20 protein-coding genes are annotated in these 25,375 nt (G+C 72.6%); 6 read left to right on the top strand and 14 right to left on the bottom strand.

The genetic code is table 11. From position 1 onward, the window contains the following. Positions 1-39 precede the first annotated feature (39 nt). The 10 genes from ACQP10_RS14870 to ACQP10_RS14825 all read right to left on the bottom strand — a co-directional run bounded on the left by ACQP10_RS14870 (position 40) and on the right by ACQP10_RS14825 (position 13,411). Positions 40-1,182, bottom strand: a complete 1,143-nt coding sequence (locus ACQP10_RS14870; RefSeq protein ID WP_433541553.1) for a beta-ketoacyl synthase N-terminal-like domain-containing protein — start codon at positions 1,180-1,182, stop codon at positions 40-42. Next, positions 1,179-2,150, bottom strand: coding sequence for an enediyne biosynthesis protein (locus ACQP10_RS14865; protein ID WP_346019927.1), 972 nt, complete (start codon positions 2,148-2,150; stop codon positions 1,179-1,181). The genes ACQP10_RS14870 and ACQP10_RS14865 overlap by 4 nt, the downstream gene beginning before the upstream one ends. Before the next feature lie 4 nt (positions 2,151-2,154). After that, on the bottom strand, positions 2,155-4,113 hold the full coding sequence (locus ACQP10_RS14860) for a CRTAC1 family protein (RefSeq protein WP_346019928.1): 1,959 nt from the start codon (positions 4,111-4,113) through the stop codon (positions 2,155-2,157). Further along, positions 4,110-5,081, bottom strand: coding sequence for a DUF1702 family protein (locus ACQP10_RS14855; protein WP_179817977.1), 972 nt, complete (start codon positions 5,079-5,081; stop codon positions 4,110-4,112). The genes ACQP10_RS14860 and ACQP10_RS14855 overlap by 4 nt, the downstream gene beginning before the upstream one ends. A 320-nt stretch (positions 5,082-5,401) precedes the next feature. Further along, positions 5,402-6,391, bottom strand: coding sequence for a DUF1702 family protein (locus ACQP10_RS14850; protein ID WP_346019929.1), 990 nt, complete (start codon positions 6,389-6,391; stop codon positions 5,402-5,404). A 269-nt stretch (positions 6,392-6,660) separates the two neighbouring features. Further along, positions 6,661-7,521 (bottom strand): hypothetical protein, encoded by an 861-nt coding sequence (locus tag ACQP10_RS14845; RefSeq protein ID WP_389995244.1) that lies wholly within the window; start codon positions 7,519-7,521, stop codon positions 6,661-6,663. A 199-nt stretch (positions 7,522-7,720) separates the two neighbouring features. Beyond that, positions 7,721-7,990 carry an acyl-CoA carboxylase subunit epsilon gene (locus ACQP10_RS14840; protein ID WP_346019931.1) on the bottom strand — a complete coding sequence of 90 codons (270 nt, stop codon included), beginning with the start codon at positions 7,988-7,990 and terminating at the stop codon, positions 7,721-7,723. Between the two features lie 205 nt (positions 7,991-8,195). Beyond that, on the bottom strand, positions 8,196-10,979 hold the full coding sequence (locus tag ACQP10_RS14835; RefSeq protein ID WP_346019932.1) for a helix-turn-helix transcriptional regulator: 2,784 nt from the start codon (positions 10,977-10,979) through the stop codon (positions 8,196-8,198). Between the two features lie 84 nt (positions 10,980-11,063). Beyond that, the gene (locus ACQP10_RS14830) at positions 11,064-13,019 is read right to left on the bottom strand and encodes a 2-isopropylmalate synthase (protein ID WP_433541552.1); all 1,956 of its coding nucleotides are present in this window, start codon (positions 13,017-13,019) and stop codon (positions 11,064-11,066) included. Positions 13,020-13,072: 53 nt separating this feature from the next. Further along, on the bottom strand, positions 13,073-13,411 hold the full coding sequence (locus tag ACQP10_RS14825) for a hydroxyisourate hydrolase (protein ID WP_179817983.1): 339 nt from the start codon (positions 13,409-13,411) through the stop codon (positions 13,073-13,075). A gap of 415 nt (positions 13,412-13,826) precedes the next feature. Here ACQP10_RS14825 and ACQP10_RS14820 point away from each other — a divergent pair, with 415 nt between their 5' ends. From ACQP10_RS14820 to ACQP10_RS14810, 3 genes are all read left to right on the top strand, one after another. Beyond that, positions 13,827-13,985, top strand: coding sequence for a hypothetical protein (locus ACQP10_RS14820; protein WP_179817984.1), 159 nt, complete (start codon positions 13,827-13,829; stop codon positions 13,983-13,985). 369 nt (positions 13,986-14,354) lie between these two features. After that, positions 14,355-17,438, top strand: a complete 3,084-nt coding sequence (locus ACQP10_RS14815; protein WP_346019934.1) for an AfsR/SARP family transcriptional regulator — start codon at positions 14,355-14,357, stop codon at positions 17,436-17,438. Between the two features lie 156 nt (positions 17,439-17,594). Continuing rightward, positions 17,595-17,867, top strand: a complete 273-nt coding sequence (locus ACQP10_RS14810) for an acyl carrier protein (RefSeq protein WP_189249441.1) — start codon at positions 17,595-17,597, stop codon at positions 17,865-17,867. Positions 17,868-18,092: 225 nt separating this feature from the next. On the opposite strand, the gene ACQP10_RS14805 is transcribed toward ACQP10_RS14810, so the two are convergent. The 3 genes from ACQP10_RS14805 to ACQP10_RS14795 all read right to left on the bottom strand — a co-directional run bounded on the left by ACQP10_RS14805 (position 18,093) and on the right by ACQP10_RS14795 (position 20,550). After that, the gene (locus ACQP10_RS14805) at positions 18,093-19,277 is read right to left on the bottom strand and encodes an acyl-CoA dehydrogenase family protein (protein WP_389995233.1); all 1,185 of its coding nucleotides are present in this window, start codon (positions 19,275-19,277) and stop codon (positions 18,093-18,095) included. A gap of 308 nt (positions 19,278-19,585) precedes the next feature. Then, the gene (locus ACQP10_RS14800) at positions 19,586-20,086 is read right to left on the bottom strand and encodes a prephenate dehydrogenase dimerization domain-containing protein (protein WP_433541551.1); all 501 of its coding nucleotides are present in this window, start codon (positions 20,084-20,086) and stop codon (positions 19,586-19,588) included. After that, entirely contained in the window at positions 20,083-20,550 is a 468-nt protein-coding gene (locus ACQP10_RS14795) for a prephenate dehydrogenase/arogenate dehydrogenase family protein (protein ID WP_433541550.1), read from the bottom strand. The genes ACQP10_RS14800 and ACQP10_RS14795 overlap by 4 nt, the downstream gene beginning before the upstream one ends. Before the next feature lie 383 nt (positions 20,551-20,933). Between ACQP10_RS14795 and ACQP10_RS14790 the strand changes: the two genes are divergently transcribed. Further along, a complete protein-coding gene (locus ACQP10_RS14790) occupies positions 20,934-21,344 on the top strand; it encodes an SgcJ/EcaC family oxidoreductase (protein WP_355639746.1) in 411 nt (136 codons plus the stop codon). A 164-nt stretch (positions 21,345-21,508) separates the two neighbouring features. Here ACQP10_RS14790 and ACQP10_RS14785 read toward each other — a convergent pair whose 3' ends face one another. Continuing rightward, a complete protein-coding gene (locus ACQP10_RS14785; protein WP_433541549.1) occupies positions 21,509-22,534 on the bottom strand; it encodes a glucose-1-phosphate thymidylyltransferase in 1,026 nt (341 codons plus the stop codon). Between the two features lie 194 nt (positions 22,535-22,728). Between ACQP10_RS14785 and ACQP10_RS14780 the strand changes: the two genes are divergently transcribed. Continuing rightward, on the top strand, positions 22,729-23,979 hold the full coding sequence (locus ACQP10_RS14780) for a GNAT family N-acetyltransferase (RefSeq protein ID WP_346019939.1): 1,251 nt from the start codon (positions 22,729-22,731) through the stop codon (positions 23,977-23,979). A gap of 439 nt (positions 23,980-24,418) precedes the next feature. After that, positions 24,419-25,204 carry an alpha/beta fold hydrolase gene (locus ACQP10_RS14775; RefSeq protein WP_399500430.1) on the top strand — a complete coding sequence of 262 codons (786 nt, stop codon included), beginning with the start codon at positions 24,419-24,421 and terminating at the stop codon, positions 25,202-25,204. Positions 25,205-25,375: the final 171 nt, after the last annotated feature.

Raw genomic sequence — 25,375 nt, 5'->3', positions numbered from 1 at the left:
TCAGGCCGGCCACGCCGGCCGCGGCCTTGGCGTGGCCGATCATGCCCTTGATCGAGCCGACCGCGGCGGGCGGCGCCGAGGGTCGGCGGCGGCCCGGGCGCCGGACAGCGCCTTCAGCTCCGTCGCGTCGCCGAGGGCGGTGCCGGTTCCGTGGCCCTCGAACAGCGCGACGGTCTCGATGCCGAACCCGGCCCGCTCGTAGGCGCGGCGCAGGGCGAGCTGGTAGCCGCTGACCTCCGGCCGGGTCATGCCGCCCCGGCCGTCGGAGGAGATGCCCCAGCCGGCGACGGTGGCGTAGATCCGGTGCCCGGCGGCCAGCGCGTCGCTCTCGCGCATCAGGACGACCATGCCGCAGCCCTCGCCCGGCCAGAAGCCGTTGGAGTGGCGGTCGTAGAGGCGGAAGTCGTTCTTGGCCAGCGCCCCGGTCTTGGCGAATCCGACGATCTCGAACGGGTCGATGGACAGGTCCACCCCGCCGGCGACGGCGACGTCGATGTCGCCGTCGGCCAGCGCCTTGCCGGCGGTCACCACCGACAGCAGCGACGACGAGCAGGCGCCGTCCACGGTGTAGCCGCCGCCGTTGAGGTCGAAGTGGTTGCAGATCCGCCCGGCGATGGTGTTGGACAGGCCACCGGCGAGGGTGTCCTCGTCGATGGGCGGGAACGGGCTCTTGTAGGCGGCCTCGTAGTCGGCGAGGAACGCCTCCAGCCGCTCGTCGTCCCAGCCCTGCTCCTTCAGCGCCGCGGCGAGGGTCCGGCGCACGTACGGCCAGCGCAGCCGCAGCACGTTGGCCCGGGTGAACTCGCCGGTGAGGGTGTTGCCCACCACCACGCCGGTGCGTTCGCGGGGCAGGCCCTCGGCGTCGGGGAAGCCGGCGTCGGCCAGCGCCCGGCCGGCCGTGTCGAGGGCGAGCCAGTGGGTCAGGTCGGTGGAGCGGTAGGTGCTGCCGGCGACGCGGTAGGCGAGCCGGTCGAACTCGTAGCCCTCGATGACCGCGGCGGTGCGGGCGTAGAAGCGGTCGGGGGCCGAGGGGTCGGGATCCCAGTAGTCGTCGAGCCGCATTCGCACGTCGGGCAGCCGGCGGAAGGCCCGCCGGCCGGCGACGGCGTTCTCCCACAGCTCACGCGGCGAGGTGGCATCCGGGTAGCGGCATGCCATGCCGACGATGGCGAGCCTGGTCATACCTTCGCGACCTCTTTCCGGGCCGGGGCGAGGGCCTGCTCGGCCGCCGCGCTGACCTGGGCGGCGTCCCGCTCGCGGGCCTTGGCGACGATGTGCAGGGACCACAGGAAGGCACCGCGGATCAGGCAGACCGTGGCGGTGGCGAAGAAGATGCCGTAGGGGATGCTCATGCCGGTCAGCAGGCCGTACACCAGGGCGACGCCGCCGCCGAAGGCGACCTGCGACAGCGGCTTGGACGGCGTGGTGCCCGGGTCGGTGATCATGTAGTTGGTGAACAGGACGAACGCCACGCCGGTCATCATGGCCAGGCCGCCGAGGAGGGCGACGTCGTCCAGGATGACGCTGCGCACGACGGCCTGCAGGGCGAAGCCGATCACCCAGGCGCCGATCAGCCACATGCGGTTGGTCAGCTTGGCGTTCAGCATGGTGCCGAAGAAGATGATCACGCAGGGGATGATCCAGTCGATCGGGTTGGTGACGTTCTCACTGAAGTGGTACGGCGGCGCGATGCTGGCCCAGGGGAACAGCAGCAGGATGACGGCGATGCCGAAGTTGGAGGGGTTCATCACGTGGCGCAGCCGGCCGCGGACGGGGGCCCGGATGACCCACTTGGTACCGACGGCGACGACGACGCCGAACATCATCACCAGGATCTGGTCGTTGACGTAGATCAGCATGTTCATCGCGATGCCGCTGATGTGCGCCGGGTAGAGGAACTCCATCAGACCGCGCGGGCCGTTGCCGCTGAAGCGCGGGGCGCGGCCCTCGACCTTGGCGCCGATCAGCTCCAGGACGATCTCTGTGGTGTAGGCGGTCGCCAGGGCGACGAGGGGCCAGGTCCAGGGCTGCTCGAAGCCGAGGACGGTGTAGCCGAGGATGTTGAAGACCGTGATCGAGAGGGCGAACCGGCGCAGGGCCGTGATGACCTTCGGGTCGTGCCGCGGGGGCGTCTTGGCTTTCTCGGCCATTTCGTCACTGCTCCTTCGCTTGCGAGCCGAGCTGCACGGTGTGCCGGCCCGGGGTCAGCTGAAGATCCTGCTCGTGGACCTGCCCGGTCCGGTCGCGCCAGGTCAGGCGCACCGGCAGCGGACCGGTGACGTCCCGGCCGAGGCCGATGTGCACCTCGTGGCTGCGCCGGCCGGAGTGGCCGCTGCCGCCGTCGACCTTGCCGATGGCGACGCGCCCGCCGGGGAGCGTCACCTTCACCTCGGCGCCGATCACGGGCGACGCGGCGGACGAGGCGGCGCCGGCGGCGTTCTCGTGGTTCAGCCGCAGCTCTAGGAACGCGCCGGGGGACGGGCTCTGGTTGTGGTAGAAGACCGGGGCGTCCCACTGCCGGGCGACCGCGATGTCGAGCCGGCCGTCGCCGTCGGCGTCGCCGGTGGCGATGCCGCGGGTGGGCACCGGCACGGCCATGCCGAGCTGCGGGGACAGGTCGGCGTAGCGGCCGGTCTTGGCGTCCTTGACGAAGAAGGCGAGCGTCTGGCTGCCGCCGATGTCGGCGCCCTCGTGGACGGTCGGCCAGGAGTGCGGGTTGCGCAGCACGCCGTCGTTGGCGGTGGCGAGCTCCTGCAGCTGCGGCCAGCGGTTGACGTCGCCCTTGACGAAGCCGGTGGCCTGGACGATCGCCGGGACGCCGCCGTTGTCGAAGTCGTCGATCTTGACGTCCCAGCCCCAGCCGGACCACGCGGTGCGGCTCGGGGCGCTGTGGTCGGCGAACGGCGCGACGCCGCGCTTCAGCTCGGAGGCGACCTCGGCCCGGTCCTTGGCGGTGGACATGAACTGGAAGTTGCTCTCCTGGATGCCGAAGGAGGTGGTGATGTTGCTGACGAAGACGTCGTAGAGGCCGTCGCCGTCCAGGTCACCGAAGTCGGAGCCCATGCCCTTGAACGAGTCGTGGCCCAGGGTCTTGGACTTGGGCACGATCGGCGAGGACTCGCCCTCGGCGAGGGAGAAGGCGATGTGGCCGGGGGTGGAGCGGTTGTACAGCAGCCGGTCGCGGCCGAAGTCGTTGTTCAGGAACAGCTCGGGCAGCTGGTCGCCATCCAGGTCGGCGGTGCTGGCGCCGAGCTCCCAGCCCTTGGAGACGTTCGTCGGCAGGACGTCGTCGAGCTTGGCGAAGGCGACCGTCGGCCGCTCGCCGGCGGTGGCGCCGGTCCAGCGGAAGAAGTAGTTCTCGCCGCCGTTGACGGCCGCCGACATGGAGTCGTTCATCTCCACGCCGCCGTTGACCTTCGGGTCCAGGACGGGGCCGTGCGGGAAGTAGTTGCCGATGAAGACGTCCACGTGGCCGTCACCGTCGAAGTCGGCGGCGGTGGCGGTGTTGCTGTTCCACTGCGGGCCGGTGTACTTGGTCGTGCCGACGCCCTGCACCAGCTCGGTGGGCACGTAGGCGTCCGCGGCGAGCTGCGTGGCGCCGCTCTTCGCGAGGTAGACGATCGGCGTGCGGCCCCAGAAGTAGACCAGCAGGTCGGTGCGGCCGTCCTCGTTGTAGTCACCGGGCAGGCAGCCCATGGGGGCCATCGTGTCGCTCATCGGCAGCGAACCGGGGTTCAGCGCGAACGGCCGGTAGCGGTCGGAGCGCGCGCCGGGGGTGGGGGTCACCACGACCTGGTCGATCCGGGTGTCGGTGACGCACAGGTCGTTGGACAGGCCGTCCATGTCGAGGTCGTTCATGGCGATGCCGGCCCCGACCGAGGAGATCCAGGCGTCGATGTTGCTGTAGCGCTGGTTCACCTTGCGGATCGTCTTCTGCGGGTACCCGGCGGGCAGCGCGATGCTCATCGGCTCGAACGCGTAGGTACTCGCCAGGCCGTCCTTCTCCTCGTCCGAGGCGAAGGACGGGCGGCCCGCCGCGAAAAGGGCCGCCATCATGACGAGGGCGACGATTCCCGGCAGTTGCCTGCGCAGCCAGCCAGCTGTCGTGGTCACGGAGTAACACCTCCAGCAAATGCGAACTCATTGGCGATGCGGCGCCGCCACACCTCGTAGGCGGGCAGGTCGCCCGTAACGGGCCCGTCGGGGCGGGTCCGGCGGCTGGTCAGGGCGGCGTCCTCGGGCGTGGTGCCGCACAGCACCCGGGTCGCGACCTCGTTGTGCGGCACCAGCAGGCCGGCGCGGACGCGGGCCTCGGCCGCGAACGAGCTGCCCTGGGCGAGCTGCGGCCGGTACGTCCCGGCCCGCTCGCGCAGCTCCAGCAGCTCGTCCTCGGGCGCGCCGCCCGCGTAGGTCGCGGCCAGGCCGACGCCCGCGTACAGGTCTGCCCGGCGCGAGCGGGGGAACCGCTCGACCAGCGAGACGACCTGCTCGACGTCGGTGCCGCCGACGAACCACAGCGCGCGGCCGATGCCCTGGTCGATGGCGCGGGCGGCGTACGCCTCGGGCCCGCCGGCCGGCCAGGGGAAGCGCGTCTCGCGGTACTGCTCGTGCACGTACCGCTGCGTGTGGAAGTAGGCCTGGTGGAAGCCGTAGCCGTCGTGGACGAGCCACAGCAGCAGCGGGTCCAGCCCGCGGCTGTCCGGCCACAGGAAGCGCGGCAGCCGCGCCATGGCCCAGCCGATGCCGACGTAGATCATGTAGTTGTGGGCGTCACCCCGCCCGGCGAGGGAGTCGGCGGTCCGGTGCCCGCCGCCCGGCGTCAGCCGGTCGAGGATGGCGAAGGCCATGCCGGCGCCCTCGTAGGCGAAGCCGCGGAAGCGCCGGGGGATCTCCTCCAGGCGCTCCTCGGCCTCGGCCGCGGAACGGGTCTCGGCCGCGAAGGCGTAACCGGTGAGAAAAGTCTCGCCGATCGTCTCCAACAATTCCCGGGACGCGTCGTCCTTCACGTGGAAACCCCGGGTGGCAAGTTTCGTCTCTGATATGCCCGGCGTCAGGACGCGACGCCTCAATGACCGGAACATGCTGGTCAACCCAACCCCTCCACCCCTCGTCAATAGGTGTCCTTCATAAATTCACGCATATGCCGAGCTGCGCTCTCCACTTCGGAAGTGCTGATCCGGAGCGCTTTTCCCGGGAGCGCGCCTTTCTCCGAAAACCGGAAAACGGGCCGGGAAAACCATTCATGAATCACGTGTGAGTTCACCGGGCGTCACCGCCGGACGCCACGGCGGGCGGCAGCGCCCGGCGGTCCGGTGACCGGGGTCCGGCGGTCCGGCGGGTCCGGTGTCGCGGGCCCGGTGACCGGGGCCCGATGCGGTCGCCCGGGTGCGGCGGCCCGGCGTCAGCGCCCGACGCGGTCCGCCGCGAAGCGGGCGTGGATCCGCCGCCGCCACACCTCGTACTGCGGGACCGGGCCGGAGCCGTAGGGATCGACGGCCGTGTCGTCGGCGAGCGCGACCGCGTCGGCGACCGACAGGCCGGTCAGCGCGGCGGTGGCGGCCGCGGTGTGCTCGGGGACGAACCCGGCGTGGTCGCGGGCCTTGACCGCGAAGACCGCGCCCAGTGCCAGTTCGGCCCGGTGCTCGCCGGCCTCCTCCCCCATCGCGGCCAGATCCTCGGTCCCGCAGCCGCCGGCGAACGTCGCCGCCAGGCCGACGCCGCTCCACAGGTCGGCCTGGCGGCCGTCGGCGAAGCGGCGCACCGCGGCGGCGACGTCCGCCGTCCGCGCGCCGTGGATGAACCACAGGGCGCGGCCGATGCCCTGGTCGACGGCCCGGGGGAAGTAGCCGGGCGACCCCTCCCAGGCGTAGGGGGCGGGCACCCGCTGCTCGTCCACCCAGCGCCGGGTGTCGAAGTAGGCCCGGTCGAAGCCGTAGCCGTCCACCGCGAGCCAGCTCATCGTCGGATGGTACGGCGTCTCGCCCAGGTCGGGTACGACCTTCTTCCACAGCGGCCGGGGCAGCCGCGCCATGGCGAAGCCGATGCCGATGTAGGTGAGGAAGATGTGCGGGCGACCGGGGCCGAGCAGCAGGTCTCGGGTACGGTGGCCGCGGCCCCCGCCCATCGCGTCGAGGACGGTCAGCGCCATCGTGGCGCCCTCGTAGGCGAAGCCGCGCAGCTCCACGTCGATCATGCCCAGCCGCCGCTCGACCTCCCACTGGTTCCGCGCGTCGATGCCCCACTCGAAGCCGCACACGACGGACTGCGGGATCGCCTCCAGCCTTTCGGCCGCCGGTGACGACGCGCCGGGGAAGCCGCGCACCGCGAACGTCACGTCCGCCAGGGACGGTGCCAGCAGCAACCGACGGAACGAGCCGAAGAATGTCGACATGGCGCTCTCCTCAACCGCCCGGGAGGCCCGAGGACCACCGCCGCGGGCGTCCCCGGCGTGCGGGGGGGGACGCCCGCGCACACCACTCAGGATGCGACCGGCGGCCCGCTCGGGCTTTTCGCAGAATGCGGGGCCGGCGGACGCGGTGGCGGTCCGCACGAACGGAGAAGGGCACGGGACGGGGGCGCCGCCCCGGCGGGGACGGAGAATGCGGGGCCCGGGACGGCGGGGGTGGCCGTAGGGCGAGCGGTCGGGGAGGCTCCCGGCGGTCAGGAGGCGAGCATGTCGAGGATGCTCCCGACGAAGAAGAGCGCGAAGGCCGCCTTCCGGAACCCGTGGAACGGCCGGGCGCTCCGCAGCGTGGCGGCGAGCCGCCGCAGCGCCCGCCCGAGGAGCCACCGCCAGGCGGCGGCCACCCTCAGGCGCGACGCGGTGGAAAGGGCGACCAGGAGCAGGACGATCGCGGCGATCATGACCATGAACGCCCACGGCACGGCCGCCGGGCTCGTCTTGAGGGCGACGACGACGAACACCAACGCGATGACCGTGCCGGCCAGGGCGACCAGGACACAGCCATCGTTCCTGCCGGCCCGCTCCGCCTCGGTGAACAGCGCGCGGTCGGGGCCGCTGAGGTGGCTCGACAGGAACTCGGCGGCGCGGTGCTTCGCGTGCGTGTACTCGTTCTCGTTTCCGGCGTAGGCGCGCAGCTCGTCGATGACCGCGCGGTGGAAGCTCCGGTAGACGTCGAGTGCGACGTCGAGTCCCTCGGGCACCCGGCCGGGAGGCGTGGTGTGGACGGAGAGGCCGCTGATCGGGCCGTTGATGTCGCCCGGCACCGACCACACGGTGACCATGTCCTCGGTGACGGTGTCGTGGAGCGCGGACAGCCGGGCCACGTCGCGTTTGTGGCGGCTGCGGGTGAGGGTGCGCTCGGCGCGTTCCTGGTTCGCCTCGCCGCGCCGCTTGACCCCGTCGGGGTCCAGCAGGTCCAGGCCGACGGAGAGGCCCGCGAGGAACAGGAGCCCCTTCCCGAACCGGCCGACCGCCAGCATCCTGATCCCGTACAGATCCATGCCGGTGGTCGACTGCCCGTCCAGCCAGGTCGAAAGGACGGTCGCCAGATCGCTCATGGGGCGTATTCAACCGGAATGATCACCGATCGGACCACGGATCGGGATTTTCCCGCCGAAACGACCGGGTCGCCGGCTTTCCCGCGGGAACGACCGGGTCGCCGGCTTTCCCGCGGGAACGACCGGGTCGCCGGCCGGGCGCGGCGGACGGCACCCGGGCGGGTCAGCGGACGGACACGGCGGACACCGCCCGGACAGGTCAGCGGACGGCCGCGGCGGGCCGGGCCGTCCCGGTGCTCCAGGCGCCCCAGACGCTCCAGGCGGAGCCGGCGTCCCAGATCGTCCCGGCGCCCCAGGCCGGTTGGGCGTGCCAGGCGGTCCGCGGGCGGCCGGCCTCGGCGATCTCGGCGGCCTCGGCGGCCGCAGCCGCGGCGGCCGAGGCCCGCGCGGTGAGGACCGCGACGACCGCCGCCAGCTCCTCGGCTGTCGGGTTGCCCCGCACGACGGCCAGGATCGGGTTCTCCTCCACGGCGCACCTCCGGCTACGAAGGTCCCACCCGCCGGCGGCGGCGCGCACCTTCGGGAATGCCCTCCCGGGCCCGGCGGGTTTCGGGGTCCGGACGGACCCGGGAGGGGTTCGGGGGTCCGCACGGACCGGGGCGGGCCGCGCGGGTCTCCGGCGGGCGCCGTACGGCGGTGCGTACGGCGCCCGCCGTACGCACCGGAGCGGGGTCTCAGACGACGAGCTGGTCACCGAACTCCAGGACGAGCGGCAGGTCGGCGCGGCGGCTGATGTTGAGCTTGCGGTAGGTGCGGGTGAGGTGCTGCTCGACCGTGCTGATCGTGATGTAGAGCTTGGCGGCGATCTCCCGGTTGGTGTAGCCGGCCGCGGCCAGGGCGGCGACCCGCCGCTCGGCGTCGCTCAGCATGTCGATCATGTCCCCGGCGGGCACGGCCGGCGGCGCGCCGGGGTCGTCGGCCCGTGACAGCGTCCCGGCCAGTGGCTGGGCGTGGCACTCCACGGCCACGGCCCGCGCCCGCCCGGCGATCGTCTTGGCGCGGCGGTGCTCGCCGAGCGCCTCATAGACCTCGACCAGGTCGAACAGCGCGCGGGCCAGTTCGTACCTGTCCCCCGCGGCCTGGAGGTACTCGGTCGCCTGGCGCAGCAGCGGGGGGCGGCGGCGCAGCTCGGAGACGGCGGCCAGCAGCCGGAGCGCGGCGCCCCGGCCCCGGGTGGCGCCGGGGCCGCACAGGTCGAGCTGGGCCTGGACGAGCTGCCGGGCCTCCTCCGCCTGGCCCATCCGCAGGCACGCCTCGGCGGCGTCGGCCCGCCAGGGGATCAGGCCGGGCGTGTCGAGGTTCCAGGCGGCCATCAGGTCACCGCACTGCTGGAAGTCGCGCAGCGCCAGCGCGAAGTAGTCGGTGGCCAGACTGTGGCGGCCCCGGGCGTGCAGGTAGTGCAGGCCGTAGCGGGTCTGGAACATCGCCTCGGGCACCGGCCGGTCCAGGTGCTCGCGCACCGCGTCGTACTTGCCCATCGCGGTGAGCGCGAGGATCAGGCTGCTCAGCGGCCCGCCGATGGCGACGCCCCAGCTGCTCACCGGGATGATGTCCAGGGCCAGGCGCGCGTGGTGCTCGGCGGCGGGCATGTCGCCCTGGCGGACGGCGATCTCGGCGCGGATCGCGGCGAGCCGGGCCTGGCGGCTCGGCGCCTGCCGGGACGACGCCTCGACGCTGAACAGGTCGCACCAGGGGGCCACCCGCTCGCAGCGGCCCGCGTAGGTGAGGGCCAGCAGCGAGTTCTCGACGGTGTCGAGCGTCATCTCGTCCAGGCGGGAGTCCTCCAGGATCCGCTCGACGGCGTCCATGTCCTCCTCCCGCGGGCCCCGGGTGAGGACCTCGGCGAGCGCGAGCGCCGACTCCAGCCGCCGGCTGACCGACACCGAGACCATGGTCGCCAGGCCCTGGTCGCCGGCGAGGTGCCGCAGCCGGTCGAGGAAGGGCGGGTGGGTGGCGCGCAGCCACAGCCGGCTCACCACGAGCTCGGCGGCCGTCTCGGGGTCCGCCGCGGCGCCCGGCCGGTTGAGCTGTTCGAGCACGTCGCGCGCGTCGTCGAAACGGCCGTACCACAGCAGCGCCCGGGCCAGCACGACGGCGTCGACGCCGCGCAGGCTGCCCCGGTTCATCGCCTCGGCCAGCTCGGCGAGGTGCCCGGTCGGCGCGGCCGGGTTGATCCGCCACTCGGCGCGCACCAGCATCGTCATGATCTTCGCGCGCTGGGTCTCGTCGGCGCACTCGCGCCAGGCCATGCGCAGGTAGTCGACCGCCGCCTCCACCCGCCCGGTGCGCAGGGCGCTCCTGGCGGCCTCCTCCAGGATCGGCACGACCCAGGGGGCCTCGACCCGGCCGGCCTGCAGCAGGTGTCCGGCGATCACCGCCGGGGAGGAGCCCAGGTCGTAGCCCAGCTCCGCGGCCCGGCGGTGCAGGTCCGCCCGCTCCTGGGCGTCCGTTCCGGCGAGGACGGCCTCGCGGACGGCGTCGTGCCGGAACCTGCCGAGGGTGAGCAGCCCGGCGGCGCTGAGGGAGTGCAGTTCCCTGCCGACGTCGGGGCCGGGCAGGCCGAGCAGCCGGTCGAGCGACTCCGGCTCGCCGAGGATCGCCAGACCCCGGGCGACCCGCATGGTCTGCTCGTGGCCGCGCTGCAGGCACGACAGCACGGCCTGGCCGTAGTGGTCGCCGGCGGTGACCCCGTCCGGAGGCTCGTCCGCGGCGGACCGGGTGAGCTGCCGGTAGTCGTCGGCCAGGGCGTTGGCCAGCAGGGGGTTGCCGCCGCTGAGGGCGTACCACTCGTCGGCGAGCCGGTCGGCGGTCTCCCGGCCCGCCTCCTCCTCGACGAGGGCGGCCACCCCGGCCCGTGACAGCCGGGTGAGCTGGATGCGGCGGCAGTGCGGCTGGCGGACCAGCTCGGTCTGGAAGAACCCGTCGGGCCAGCGGCCGTGGTCGGCGTGGCCGAACACCATCACGATCCGGGCGAGCCGTACCCGCCGCGCCAGGTACGCCAGGCAGAGCAGGGAGGCGCGGTCGGCGTGGTGCACGTCGTCGACGATGATCATGAGCGGGTACCGCTCCGAGAGCTCCAGCAGGACGGTGCACAGGACGTGGACGGTCTGGGCGTCGATCTGCCGGCCGCCGGTGTCCTCCGGCCCGGCCGCGAGCACGGCGCGCGCGCCCTCGTTCAGCAGCGCCAGCGCCCGGTCGCGCTCCTCGGGGACCAGCGGCGCGTCCTGGATGAGCTGGCCGAGCACACCCAGTGGCAGGTCCCGTTCCATGCGCGAGCCCGTCGCGGTGACGGCCAGCGCGCCCCGCTCGATGGCCTGCTCGGCGAACACGTGCAGCAGCGCGCTCTTGCCCGTCGCGACGGCGCCGCCGACCAGCGCCACCTTGCCCCTGCCCAGCACCGCGCTGTCGAGGAGGGCCTGCAGGCAGGCCAGCTCCTCCTCCCGCTCGACCAGTTTCATCGTCGTATCCCTCCTCGGCCCCGCCCTCGCCGGGGTTCTCCGTCTCGTCGCGCCGTCATCCGGCCGGTCATCACCCGCCGGTCGTCACCGTCCCGCCGTCGTCCGCGTGCTCCTCGCCCGCGCACTTCTCGTCCGCGTGTTCCTCGTCCAGGTGAGCGCCCCCGGCTCCGCCGCGACACCCGCCGTGGGCGCCGTCGTGGGGGCCGCCGTGGGAACCGTCTCCGCGGGGACCGCCGGGGCCGCCGGGGCCGCCGTGCGGCGCATCCGTTCCCGCCGCGATCTGGCGACGGCGGAGGCGGCGGCCGACAGCGCGGCGGCCCGCAGGTCCGGTCCGGTCCCGGCCCCCCAGAAGACCGTCCCGCCCACCTGGAGTTCGGCGTAGACCGCGACCTCGCGGAGCCCGTGAGGTCCGGGGAGCCCGTGGAGCCCGCTGCCGTCGGTGTCCTCGCGGGGTTCACCGGCCCGGCCGGCCCCGGGGAGCGGGTGCGCCTCCCGCCGGGCCGTACGGCCGTCGCCCGCCGGGCCCGTGTGCTGGACGGCGCGCACCCGCAGCCCCCGCCGGGCGAGCTCGGCGCGTACGGCCCGCACCGCGTCGGTCCGGTCCCGCCCGGCGTCGAAGCCGCCGCCGTCGACGTGCAGGACGACGGTCGCCGGGACACCGCCGGAAGCCGTGGCGGTGACCTCGGTGAAGGGATCGGGCGCCGCGCCGATGACGTACTCGCGCTCGAAGCACTCCCGCAGCCGGTCGGGGCCGATCTCCCCGCCCTCGGCGTCGGCCAGCGCCTGCACCGTCCGGGCGAACTCCACCCGCAGCGCGCGGGGCAGGTTCAGCCCGTGCCGGGCGCTCATGACATAGGCCAGGCCGCCCTTGCCGGACTGGCTGTTGATGCGCACGATGGCCTCGTAGGTCCGTCCCACGTCCTGCGGGTCCAGCGGCAGGTACGGCAGACGCCACGGCAGCTCGGCCGGCTCGGCGCCCGCCTCGGCGGCCTCCCGTTCCAGGGCGTCGAAGCCCTTGTTGATGGCGTCCTGGTGGGAACCGGAGAACGCGGTGTAGACGAGGTCGCCGCCGTAGGGGTGGCGCGGGTGGACCGGGATCCCGGTGCACCGCTCGACCGTGCGCCGGACCCGGTCGAGGTCCCGGAAGTCGACACCGGGGTCGACGCCCTGGGTGAGCAGGTTCAGCCCGAGGGTGACCAGGCACACGTTGCCGGCCCGTTCCCCGTTGCCGAACAGGCAGCCCTCGATCCGCTGGGCCCCGGCCAGCACGGCCAGCTCGGCGGCGGCGACGCCGGTGCCGCGGTCGTTGTGCGGGTGGACCGACAGGCACAGGTGCTCGCGCCGCGACAGGTTGCGGTGCATCCACTCGATCTGGTCGGCGAAGACGTTGGGGGTGGACCGCTCGACCGTGGTGGGGAAGTTCAGGATGATCTCCCGTCCCGGGCCGGGCTGCCACACGTCCATGACGGCCTCGCAGACCTCCAGCGAGAAGTCCGGCTCGGTGTCGGCGAAGTGCTCGGGAGAGTACTGGAAGCCCAGGTCGCAGCCGTCCAGGAACCGCTCGGCGTACTTCGTCACCAGCCGGGTGCCCCGTACGGCGAGGTCCTTGCACTCATCGCGGTCCATGCCGAACACCCGGCGGCGGAACCACGGCGACGTCGCGCTGTAGAGGTGTACGGTGGCCCGCCGCGCCCCCGCCAGGCTCTCCATGGTGCGTTCGATCAGCTCCTCGCGCGCCTGGACGAGCACCGAGACGCGGACGTCGTCGGGGATGAGGTCCTCCTCGACGAGCATCCGGACGAAGTCGTGGTCGTCGCGGCTGGCGGCGGGGAAGCCGACCTCGATCTCCTTGTAGCCCATGCGCACCAGCAGGTCGAACATCACCAGCTTGCGCGCCGGGGTCATGGGGGCGGCCAGCGCCTGGTTGCCGTCCCGGAGGTCGGTGGAGAGCCAGCGGGGCGCGGCGGTGACGGTGGCGTCCGGCCACGTGCGATCGTTCAGGGGGACCTTGGGGAATGCGGTGTACCGTCCGATATTCACTGTCGGAGCCCTTACCTACGTGAACCTGGTGTGCCTGGGGGTGATGACACCCGTCAGCCGAATGAGCCGAAATACGTCGAGTACGAGTACGGCGAGAGCTGAACCTGGATCTGGTAGGAGTCGGTCTCGTCGTGCATGCGGAAGAGAACGACTATCTCCGAATAGGCGGCGGTGAGCCCGAGGCCGACGAAGTACCGGTCGCTTTCGAGGATGAGGCGGTAAACGCCGCGTTCGAAACGGCGGCCCTTCCAGTCCTGGACACGGCCCTCGTGGTCGGTTTCGGCTTTGGCGTCCGGATTCCAGTGGCCGCCGTCGGCGCACTCCAGCCGGATCCTGACACTGGCGGCCGGTCGGCCGTAGACACCGTCCAGTGTCTGAATAGCAATACCCATCTCACCGTCACCTGTCCAACGGGCCCGTCCACGGCGGCCCGGTTCGGCGCTTTCGCCTTGGCCGCCCAGGCGGCGCCGCTGCGAGCGTCGGCTCCGCCTGGGCTTCGTCCAAGCTTCGCGGACCGCGCTATCGGTTCGCCTTCGCCCGCTTATCGGCTCGTCATGCTCTCGTCACGTGTCAGCCGTCCGTCCGCCCCGGCTTCCGCCGGCGGATGGCCGGGCCGCGGCCGGCCGGCCGCCCCGCGGCACCGGTTCGCGCTCCGTCCCGGACGGTTCAGAAACCCCCGAAATCCGCTTTCACCTGCGGAGATGTCCAGAACGAAGGGAAGCGATAGAGACCCGATGGCGGACCGTGTGAGCGTCATCGGTGTCAGGAACGGCGTCCGGCGACGCCGCCACGACCGCGGAGGTAAAGATGAGCGGCAAGATCAACAAGACCGTCGTGCGACTGGGTGTCTCGATTGTCATCGCCCTCGCGGGCGTCACCGTCAGCGGCGCGACCGCGAACGCGTCCTCCCCGGTCCCGCCGCCGCCCACCACCCACCGCCCCATGTGCTGCAACCCCTGGGGGTGACAGGAACACCACCGAACGCCGAAACGGCCGGGGACGCGAGTCCCCGGCCGTTTCGTGTTTTTCACCAGGTTGACAAGGGGAATCGCCCGCGAGCAAGCGGTGCGCCTGGCAACACCTCATTTCGCGTTGTACCATCCATTCACGAAACGGACAGAGCGTACGATCGCGAACAAGGTGGCGTTAGAGTGCCGATCTTGGAACACACCGCACAGAAACCCTGGTGTTCCCAGGCCCTGCTTTACGTAAACTTCCTGTGACCAGGAAAGCCGGCTTCGGGGAGGTCCGTCACTTCCCGTACCCCGCACGGCTGCAAAGCGTAGTAGAGGTCTCGCTGCGCCGGGGGGCGGAAGTTTCTTCAAGGAGATGCGCGTGGAGTTTCGCGTTCTGGGAACGCTCGAAGTCACCGCGGACGGACAACGCGTGGATCTCGGTGGCATCCGGCAGCAGACCGTTCTGGCGGTCCTCCTCCTGGATGCCAACCGGACGGTGGCCACAGGCCGGCTCATGGAGGCCATCTACGGGGACGACCCGCCCGCCACGTCGCGGGCCCAGGTGCAGATCTGCATCTCGGCGCTGAGACGGCTCTTCGCCGCTCACGGCGGCGAAGAGGTGATCGTGACGAGGTCGCAGGGGTACGCGCTGCGGGCCGACGACGAGCAGATAGACGCGCGCCGCTTCGAGAACCTCGTGCTGCGGGCCCGCCGCGCCCGTGACGGCGGCGATCCCGAGGAGGCCGTCCGGCACTACCGCGAGGCGCTCGCGCTGTGGCGGGGACCGGCCCTGGAGGGCATCGACAGCCGGCTGGCGCAGTCGGTCGCGACCCGCCTCGCCGAGCAGCGGATCACCTCCAACGAGGACTGCCTCCAGCTGGAGCTCGACCTCGGCCGCCACCACGAACTGGTCGGCGAGCTCACCCGGCTCGTGGAGGAGTACCCGCTGCGCGAGCGGCTCCTCGGCCAGCTCATGACGGCGCTGTACCGCTCGGGCCGGCAGGCCGAGGCGCTCCAGGTCTACCGCGACGCCCGGCGCACCATGATCGACGAGCTGGGCATCGAGCCCAACGAGCGGCTGCAGCAGCTCGAACACGCGATCCTCACCTCCGACGAGAGCCTCGACGCCCCCCAGGCGCCCGCGCCGGCCGGGGCCGCGCCGCAGGCCCCCGTCCCGGCGGTGCCGGGCATGCTCCCGGCCGGCATCGCCGACTTCATCGGCCGCGCCGAGCAGGTGGAGGTCATCCGCAGGCGGCTGACCATCGCCTCCGACGGCCCGGCGCGCTTCGCCGTACCGATCGTCGTGGTCACCGGCCGGGCGGGGATCGGCAAGACCAGCGTCGCGGTCCACGCCGCGCACAGCGTGATGGAGCACTTCCCCGACGGCCAGCTCTTCGCCAGCCTGCACAGCGGCGTGTCCCGCCCGGTCAGCCCGTTGCAGGTGCTCGAACGGTTCCTGCGCACCCTCGGCATACCCGGCACCGCCCTGCCCGACGGGCTGGACGAGCGGGCCGAGACATACCGGACGCTGCTGGCCGACCGCAGGATGCTGATCGTGCTGGACGACGTGGGCAGCGAGAGCCAGGTCCTGCCGCTGCTGCCGGGCAACCCCGCCTCGGCCGTCATCATCACCAGCCGCAGCCGGCTCGCCGGCCTGGCCGGCGTCACCCACGTCGACGTGGACCTCTTCGACCCGGCCCACTCGGTGGACCTGCTCTCCCACGTGGCCGGGACCGAACGCGTGCGGTCCGAGTCGGGCTCCGCCGCGGCGCTCGCCGAGCTGTGCGGGCACCTGCCGCTGGCGCTGCGCATCGCCGGCGCGCGCCTCGCCGCGCGCCCGCACTGGAGCGTCGAGCAGCTGGTGGGCCGGCTGCGCGACGAGACCCGCAGGCTCGACGAGCTGATGCACGGAGAGATGGGCATCCGCGCCAGCCTCTCCCTGACCTACGACGGCATCAGCGAGGAGGCCCGCCGGCTGTTCCGGCGGCTGGCGATCCTCGACTCCCACGTCTTCTCCGGGTGGACCGGCGCGGCCCTGCTGAAGCAACCGCTCCTTGAGGCCCAGGACCTGCTGGACGACCTGGCCGACGCCCAGCTCGTCGAGGTCGTCGGCACCGGGCGGGGCGTGCACACCCAGTACCGCTTCCACGACCTCGTCCGGGTGTTCGCCCGGGAACGCCTCGCCGCCGAGGAGCCCGCCGCCGAGCGCGCCGCCGCGCTCAGCCGGGTGCTGAGCGGGCTGCTCATCCTCGTCGACGCGGCCCGATGCCGCGAGTTCGGGACCTGCCCGCAGGCCTTCGGGGAGACGGAGATCCCCCGGGTCCTGCCCGACGAACTGGTCCGGCAGCTCGTCACCGAGCCGATCGCGTGGTTCGAGCGCGAGCGCCCCCTCCTGGTGTACGGCATCCGCCAGGCGGCGCAGGCCGGTCTCGGGGAGCTGTGCTGGCGGCTCGCGACGACCGCCGCCACGTTCTTCGAGTCGAGGGTCTACCTCGACGACTGGCGCGAGACCCACGAGATCGCCCTGGAGGCCGCCCGCGGCACCGGGGACAAGCGCGGCCAGGCGGAGATCCTGTACACCGCCGGCTCGCTGTCGTTCAACGAGCAGCGCTTCGGCGACGCGCGGCGCGAGTTCGAGGCGGCCGTCCAGCTCTTCCAGGCCGTCGGCGACGAGCGGCGGACCGCCCTGGCCGTCCGCAGCATCGCGACCATGGAACGTATGAACGGCCACTTCGAGGCGGCAGCCGAGGACTACGAGAAGGCACTGGCCATCTTCCGCTCCGTCGGCGACGACGTCGCCGCGGCGCAGACGCTGCACAGCCTCGCCCAGCTCCGCCTCGACTGCGACGACCCCGAGGGCGCGAAGGTGATGCTCGCCGAGGCCCTGACGCTCAGCAAGTCCGGGGGCGACCGCAGGGTGACCGCCCAGGTGCTGCACCGCATGGGCCTGGCCCACCTCCAGGCACGCGAGTTCGGCCTGGCGGCGGGCGCCTTCGAGGAGGCGCTGACGGTGGTGCGGGAGATCGGCGACTCCACGGGCGAGGCGTTCAGCCTGCACGGCCTGGGCATCGCCCGGCTGCGTCAGGGACGCATCGCCGAGGCCGACGCCATGCTGCACCAGGCGCTGGAACCGGCCGGCAGCTCCCGCCACCGGCTCGCCGAGGCGCAGGTGCTCGCCGGGCTGGGTGAGCTGGCCCTGGTGTCCGGCGACCCGGACCAGGCCACCGTCCACCTGCGCAGGTCCGTCTCGCTGTTCCGCGGGATGCAGATCCCGCTCCAGGAGGCCGAGGCCCTCGCCCTGCTGAGCGAGGCGCTGCGCGCCTCCGAGGCCGACGCCGAGGCCGACGAGGCGCGGGCCAGGGCCCTCGAACTGACCGAGCGGCTCGACGTGCCGGCCGGGCGGAAGATCCGCGAGCGCCTGGGGGTGAAACGCCCGGGGGGCACGACGCGGATCCTCGCCTGACACCTCCGGGAACCGCCGCGCTCGCATTCTCGGAGATGCACCCGGATCTCCGCGCCGTGATGATGGGGAAACAGGAATCGGCCTACGGACCTGCGCGGATCGCGGATCTGCTCACACGCCGCCATTGACGTTTGTCTGGCGATGGGAGGAACCCGGATGAATGGCAATCGTCCCGGCGAGCTCAGCCTCTCGGTCATCGAGGGCAAGGTCGCGGAGATCTGGAAGCACGTGCTCGACGTACCGGACGGGATGGAGGACGCCACGTTCTTCGACCTCGAGGGGGAGTCGATCTCAGCGGTCCGCCTGGTGTCCCGGATCGAGGATGAGCTCGGCGTCTCCATCGACGTGGGCGACATCTTCGAGGAGGACCCGAACCTGGAGGCACTGGTCCGGAAGGTCGCCGGCCAGGCCGAGGTCTCCGCGGTCTAGCGGTCCCGGACACGGGAGAAGGCCGTTCCTTTCCGAGAATCCTTCGGAGAGGAACGGCCTTCGTCGTTCCCGGCCTTCCCGGGTCCGCCCGCCCTCCCCCGATCACCGATTCTTCGGTTTCCAGATTCCTCCGTGTTCCCGGGTCCACGGGAAAGGGGCCGGACGCGGCACGGCGCCCCGGCCCGGAGGCCGGGGCGCCGCGGACGAACCGGCGGCCGAACGCCTTTAGATGTAGAAGGTGTCGGGCTCCAGGCCGCAGAGGATGCGGCCGTACAGCTCGGCGTTGGTGTTCGGGTGCATCAGGGCGTGCAGGTTCATGGCGCCGATGTCACGGGCGATCCGCTGGATCGGCACGTGGGTGTAGATCGACGACCCGCCGCTGGCCGTGGCGTAGATGTCCACGGCCTCCTTGGCGAGGCGGCACGCCGCCCCCATGTCCGCGCGCGCCTTGACCCGCTCCTCCAGCGTCCACTGCTCGCCGCTGACGCCCTTGCCGTCCACCAGGCCGGCCAGCCGTCCCGCGTGGAACTCGGCCTCGTCGACCTTCATGGCCGCCTCGGCGACCTGCAGGTGCGTCAGGGGCGCCTCACGCTGGCTGGAGTACCCGGTGTAGGTGATCTTCCGCTCGGGGAGCCGCTGGAAGAACGCCTCCTGGGCGGCCTTCGCCAGGCCGACCGCGGTGCCGACCGAGGAGGCCGAGGCGACCGGCAGCAGCGGGACGCGGTAGATCGGCGAGGCCGCGTTCAGCTTCGAGGCGTACTGCCCGGCGAGCACCGCGGGCAGGGGCAGGACGCGCTCGGCGGGGATGAAGACGTCCTTGGCGACGGTGGTGACGCTGCCGGTGCCCTTCAGGCCCGAGGTGTTCCAGTCGTCCACGATCTCCAGGTCCGACATCGGGACCAGCGCCATGATCGGCATCGGCTCGACGCCCGGACCGGCCTGGATGGCGATGATCTCCTGCCAGTGGCTGTGCCAGGCGCCGCTGACGAAGCCCCAGCGGCCGTTGACGACCACGCCGCCGTCCACGGGGGTGGCCATGGCGCTCGGGCTCAGCGTCCCGCACACCCGGACGTCGGGCGTGGAGAACACCTCGTCCTGGACCTCGTCGGGGAACATGCAGGTCATCCAGGTGGGGATCCAGTAGACGGACGCCGTCCACGCGGTGGAGCCGTCGGCCTTGGCCAGCTCGGCGGCGACCTCGACGAGAGTGCGGGTGTCGGCCTCGTAGCCGCCGTAGCGGGCGGGCACCCTCAGCTTGAAGACGCCGGCGTCGGCCAGGGCCTGGATCGACTCGTCGTGAAGCCGACGGTTCTCCTCCGACCAGGCCGCGTTCTTCCGCAGCACCGGCAGCAGTTCGGACGCGCGGCGAACGAGCTCTTCCCGCGCCGGGACATCGGTCGTCAGCACCATTTCCTCCTAGTCGTCGTCGACGAGCCCCCGAAAACCGCTCCCCGGCCTCCGGCTCGCGACGCGTACAAGGCCGGCACGCTCGTCCTGACGTCCGGGAAACACGGACCGGGAGGCGCCCGCCGGTGATCTCCTCACGAATGTCGCATCCGTGTACGGCCGCGGCACCTTCGTGAGTGCGGTCGTCACCCCCGGCGGGGCGGGGAGGAGCGTGTGGGGCGAGAAGTCCTCCGGGGGAACGGCGGGAGCAGGGGTCTTTCGGTGGAGGCGGGGGAACGCCGGAAACGGCGGGAAGGGAACGGGGGAACGGGTCAGGCCGCCGCCTTCGGCGCCGCGGAGCGTCCGCCCGCCACGCCGGCCGGGCGCGCGCCGGCGAGGAGGGCACGACCGTGGTTGCCCCGGACGAGCAGGCCGGCGAGCGCGCCCGGCGTCCCGGCAGCGCCGGCCATCCCTGACACACCGGATGTTCCAGGCGAACCGGACGCCCCGGCAGCGCCGGGATCCGTTCCCCGCAGCGCGGACGCGACCTCGGTGAGGTCCCGCACCACCGCGTCGAGCACCTCGGCGATCGGGCCGGCGTTCTGCCGCAGGATGTCGCACCACAGGTCGGGGGAACCGCCCGCGATCCGGGTGACGTCCCGCAGGCCCTGGCCCGCCAGCGCGAGGGTGGTCTCGTCGGCCCCCGCGAACCTCGCCGCCAGCGCCGCCGCCACCAGGTGCGGCACGTGGGAGACCGCGGCGGTGACCCGGTCGTGGGCGTCCGGGCGGACCAGCCGGTGCTCGGCCCCGCACAGCGCCACCAGCTCCGTCACCAGGCGCACCGCGTCCGGCCGCGTCGCCGGGTGCGGGCACAGCGCCCACCGGCGGCCGGCGAACAGGTCGGCGCGCGCCGCCCCGGCCCCGACGACTCCCCGCCCGCCATCGGATGCCCCGGCACGTAGACCGAGACGTCGCAGCCGGCCGCCTCGGCCTCGGCGAGGATCCCCGCCTTCGTGCTCGCGACGTCGGTGTACACCCGGCCCAGCCCGCGGGCCTGGGCCTCGCGCAGCACGCCGGGGACCGTGGACGGCGGGGTGGCGATGACCACCACGTCGGCCGGGCGGTCGCCGCGGGCCGACGCCGTTCCCGCGCCCATCCGCTCGGCCTTGCGCACCGCGTACGGGTCGCGGTCGGACAGGGTGACGTGGACCCCCGTACGGCGCAGCGCGAGCGCCACCGACGCTCCGATCAGACCGCAGCCGAGAACCGCGGCACGGCGGATCTCCGTCGAAATCATCAATCCTCCATGGGGTGCGCTCCGGCGCGGGACGGCCGGTCATCGCCTCGGGGACGTCCGGGGACCGCCGCGGAGGCGTCCGGAAGCGGAGCGGAGACATCCGGAGGCGGCACGATCGTCGGCCGCATCGTCAGTCTCCCGGTGCCGCGTCCGGCGTTCCAGGTGGAGGGCCATCAGCAAGGTGCCGGTCACCGGCAACTTCCTGCCAGCGCCCCGCGCGGGAACGCCCGCAAAACGGACACCGCACGCCGAGAGGTGCGGCGTCCCGCGCCGGGCGACCACGATGCGAATGTGCGGGCCCGCGAGGTCGCGGGGCGATCCCCTTCCCTCCGCCGGCCCGCCGGGCCTGCCCTGTCCCAGCCATCGAGTGAGGGAACGCCAGCATGAGCGCATCACCGACCATCACCGACGACATCACGGCCGTCAGCGAGGTGCCCCGGCGCATCATCGCCGCGTGGGCCGGCAACGACGCCGACGCCTTCGCCGAGGTCTTCACCGAGGACGCCACCATGGTCCTGCCGGGGGTCTTCGTCTCCGGCCGTGACGGGATCCGCGGCTTCATGGCCGGGGCCTACGCCGGCCCCTTCCGGGGCACCCGGGTGGCCGGCGAGCCGATCTCGGTGCGGTTCACCGGCCCGGACAGCGCCGTCCTGGTGACGCGGGGCGGCGTCCTGGTGGGCGACGAGACCCAGCCCGCGCCGGAGCGCGCGGTCCACGCCACGTGGGTGCTGGCCAAGCAGGACGGCCGGTGGCTGCTCACCGCCTACCAGAACTCCCCGGCGAACGCCGTCTGACGCCTCCCGGCCGCCGACGCCCGACCGCGGACGGCGTGCGAAAGGGACGACGGACGCGAAGGGGGACCTCCCACCGGAGGTCCCCCTTCTTCGTGTCCGTTCCCCGACCGCGCGCCCGCCGTACGACCGCCGCCTTCCGTACGGCCGGCCGGCGCCCCGGCCCGTCAGGCGACCAGCTCGACCCGCGTGTGGTCGCCGACCAGCAGCCGGTGCTGGACCTTCTCCCGGTCGGCCGGCATCACGACGGCCGAACGCCCGATCATCGACCCGTACAGGCCCGGGACCTCGGAGATCGTCGCACCGTCCAGCACGATCGAGTCGGCCAGCCGCGTACGGCGCAGCACGCAGCCCTGGCCGATGGAGACGTCGGGCCCGAGGTGGCAGTCCTCGATCAGGGTGTTCGCCCCGATGATGGCCGGCCCCTCGATGACGGACCGCACCACCCGAGCCCCGGGGCCCAGCACGACCCGGTCGCCCAGCTCGGCGAGCAGCCGCCGGTTGCACTCCAGCACGTCCTCGGCCCGGCCGGTGTCCTTCCAGTAGCCCCGGTACTCGCTGGCCCTGACCGCCGAGCCCTGGTCGACCAGCCACTGGATGGCGTCGGTGATCTCCAGTTCGCCGCGGGCCCCGGGCCGGATCGCGGCGACCGCGTCGTGGATCCGGGCGGTGAAGAAGTAGACGCCGACCATGGCCAGGTCGCTGCGGGGCCTGGCGGGTTTCTCCACCAGCCGCCGGACCGCGCCGTCCCTGCCCAGCTCCACGACCCCGAAGGCGCGCGGGTCGGCGACCCGGTGCACCACGACCTGCGCCGCGGGCCGGCCGGTCCGGAACTCCTCCGCGATGGCCTCCACACCGTCGGGCAGCATGTTGTCGCCGAGGTACATCACGAAGTCGTCGTCGCCGAGGAACGGGCGGGCCAGCTCCACGCAGTGCGCCAGGCCCAGCGGCCGGTCCTGCGGGATGTAGGTGACGCGCACCCCCAGCCGCGACCCGTCGCCGATCACTCCGGCGATCTCGGCCGCCCAGCCGCCGACGATGACGCCGACCTCGGTGACCCCGAGGTCGCGGATGTTCTCCAGCACGTGCTCAAGGACCGGTTTGTTCGCGATCGGGATGAGCTGCTTCGGCATGGAGTAGCTGAAAGGACGCAGGCGGGTGCCAGACCCGCCGGACAGCACCAGGGCCTTCATGCGGCCAATTCTTACAGTCCCCCGGGAAACGCCCTTCTCTGCTTTTGCCGACTTCCCCCGCGGGCGCGGCCGGGCCGGTGGTCCCGCATTTCAGGAGATGTTCCGCCCATGAGGCGGTGTGAGGATACGAGGGCGAACGCCGTTCACCGTAATCCGGTCGAAAAACCCGAGTGTGGCAATCCGGAGGCTACCGAATGAAGAGCAACGACCTTGGGGAAGCCGTGGCCGACGACATCACGATCGAGGTCCCGACCCACGAGGACTGGGACGACATCTACTCGACGTTCTCCGCGGCCATCAACATCGACGGCGACCCGCAGAGCCGCGAGGCCGAGCGCGAGCTCTTCGAGCCCGCCCGCTCGCTGGTCGCGCGGAGCGGCGGCCGGGTCGTCGGCACGCTGGGGTGCAACACCCGGCAGATCGCCGTCCCCGGTGCGGTCATCCCCGCCGCCCACGGCTGCCGCGGCGCTGTCTCCCCCGCCGCCCGCCGCCAGGGCCTGCTGACCAAGCTGATGCGCCGGCACTTCGAGGACGCCCGCGCCCTCGGCGAGGCCATCACCCTGTGCTGGGCCAGCGAGGCGCGCATCTACCACCGCTTCGGCTACGGCCTGTCGATCCGCCGGATCGGGCTCAACGTGAACTCCCGCGAGGTCACCCTGCCGCCCGGCAAGGGCGCAGGGAAGATCATCGAGGGCAGCCCGGCCGACCTGCGCGACGCCCTCGTCAAGGTCTACGACCAGGTCTACGCCGAGCAGCCCGGCTGGTCGGAGCGGACCGAGGCCCACTGGGACTACCGCCTGGCCGACCTCATGTCGATGCGGGCCGGCGCCTCGGCGCTGCGGGTCGTCCTGCACGAGGGCGACGGCGGCGTCGACGGCTACGCCCTGTGGCGGGTGCGCGGCAACTGGACCGGCAACGGCCCGATCGGGCAGGTCGAGCTGGTGGAGCAGGTCTCCACGACCCCCGAGGCCTACGACGCGCTGTGGCGGTTCCTGCTCACGGTGGACCTCACCCGCTCGGTCACGACGTGGTCGTGCTCGGTCGACGAGCCGCTGTTCTACTGGGTCGGCGAGCCGCGGCAGCTCGCGGCGCACCTGTGCGACGCGCTGTGGATCCGCGTCGTGGACGTCGCAAAGGCCCTGGAGTCGCGCCGGTACGCCGCGCCCGTGGACGTCGTGATCGACGTGACCGACGAGTTCATGCCGGTCAACACCGGCCGGTGGCGGCTGACCGGCTCCCCGGAGTCGGCCACCTGCGTCCCCACCTCCGACCCCGCCGACCTGGCGTGCGACATCCGGGCCCTGGGCGCCCTGTACATGGGCGGGACGTCGATCCGGACGCTGGCGGGCACCGGGCTGGTCCGGGAGCTGACCCCGGGCGCGCTGGCCGCCGCTGCCCCGGCCTTCGGCTGGCACCGCTCCCCCTCCGCCTTCGAGCTCTTCTGAGAACGGCTCGGCGGGTCCGCGCGGCGGGAGTACGGCGGGCGGGCGCACGGCGCCGGCCCGCCGTACGGGCGCGGAGGGCCCGGGTCGCCTCGCCGTACGGGCGCGGGAGGGGTCTTCCCGCGGAACCACACGAAAAGGCACAACGGGCATGAAAAACCATATAAAGCGATAAATGCCCTGAAAGATCGATCAGCGGCAGAAATACCCTGAGTCCGGGAATCGCGGTGGAGCGCCCGGAGCGGCCGTTCTCCGGACGGGCCGTGGAATTGTCGGTCCGCCGGAATAGCATCCTCGGAGATGCCAGCCGGATCACGGATGGTGCAGGTTGGTTCCCCCGGGTCTGCCTTTTCCCGCGGAGCCGGCGCTTGCCGCCGTCGCGCGAGGCCCGGTGGGGCACGACCGAGCAATTGTCCATATCCACCACACAGAGAGATTCACCATGGACGTAACGTCAGCAGACGGCACCACCATCGCTTTCGACCGGTCCGGTGAGGGGCCCGCGGTCATCCTGGTGCAGGGTGGGTTCAGCGACCGCTCCCACCCGATCTGGACGGGTATGGCCGCCGCTCTCTCTCCTCACTTCACCGTGTACAACTACGACCGCCGGGGACGCGGCGACAGCGGTGACACGCAGCCGTACGCGGTCGAGCGGGAGATCGAGGACCTCGAAGCGATCATCAAGCACGCCGGCGGCGAGGCGATGGTGTTCGGCGGCTCCTCCGGCGGGGCGCTCGCCCTGGAGGCCGCGGCCCACGGGCTTCCGATCACCAAGCTCGCCGTGTACGAGCCGCCCTACATCGTCGACGACAGCCGCGCGCCGGTCCCCCACGACTTCGAGGCCCAGCTCGCCGACCTCATCTCGGAGGGCCGCCGCGGCGACGTGGTCGCGCGCTTCATGACCGAGGCCGCCGAGGTCCCCGCCGAGATGGTGGACCAGATGCGCCAGTCCCCCTACTGGGAGGGCATGGAGGCCGTCGCGCACACCCTCGTCTACGAGGCCGCGGTCGTCGGCCCCGGCAACAAGCTGCCCGCCGAGCGGCTGACCCGCATCAACACCCCCACGGTCGTCATGACCGGCGAGAACAGCGCCCCCTGGATGGGCAAGGGCGGCGCCGCGGTCGCGGAGAAGCTGCCCAACGGCGAGCACCGCATCCTGGAGGGCCAGGCGCACGACGCCTCCCCCGAGGTCCTCGGCCCCGCGGTCGCGGAGTTCTTCAAGGCCTGAACACCCGCCCCCCACGGCCCGGCCGCCCGCCGTACGACCCACTCGCGGGTACGGCCCGGCCGCGGCGATCCGGGAGCCCACCATGACGGCCGCCGGGAAGGCACCCCTTCCCGGCGGCCGTCGTCATGCCCGGCCCCCGGATCTCCAGCCGGCGCCCTGACCGGGGCGGGC

It is taken from the genome of Streptosporangium sandarakinum, from assembly GCF_050942225.1.
Lineage (GTDB): Bacteria > Actinomycetota > Actinomycetes > Streptosporangiales > Streptosporangiaceae > Streptosporangium > Streptosporangium nondiastaticum.
The sequence above is the reverse complement of the archived record's forward strand: the minus strand, read 5'-3'. Positions and strand labels throughout refer to the sequence as shown.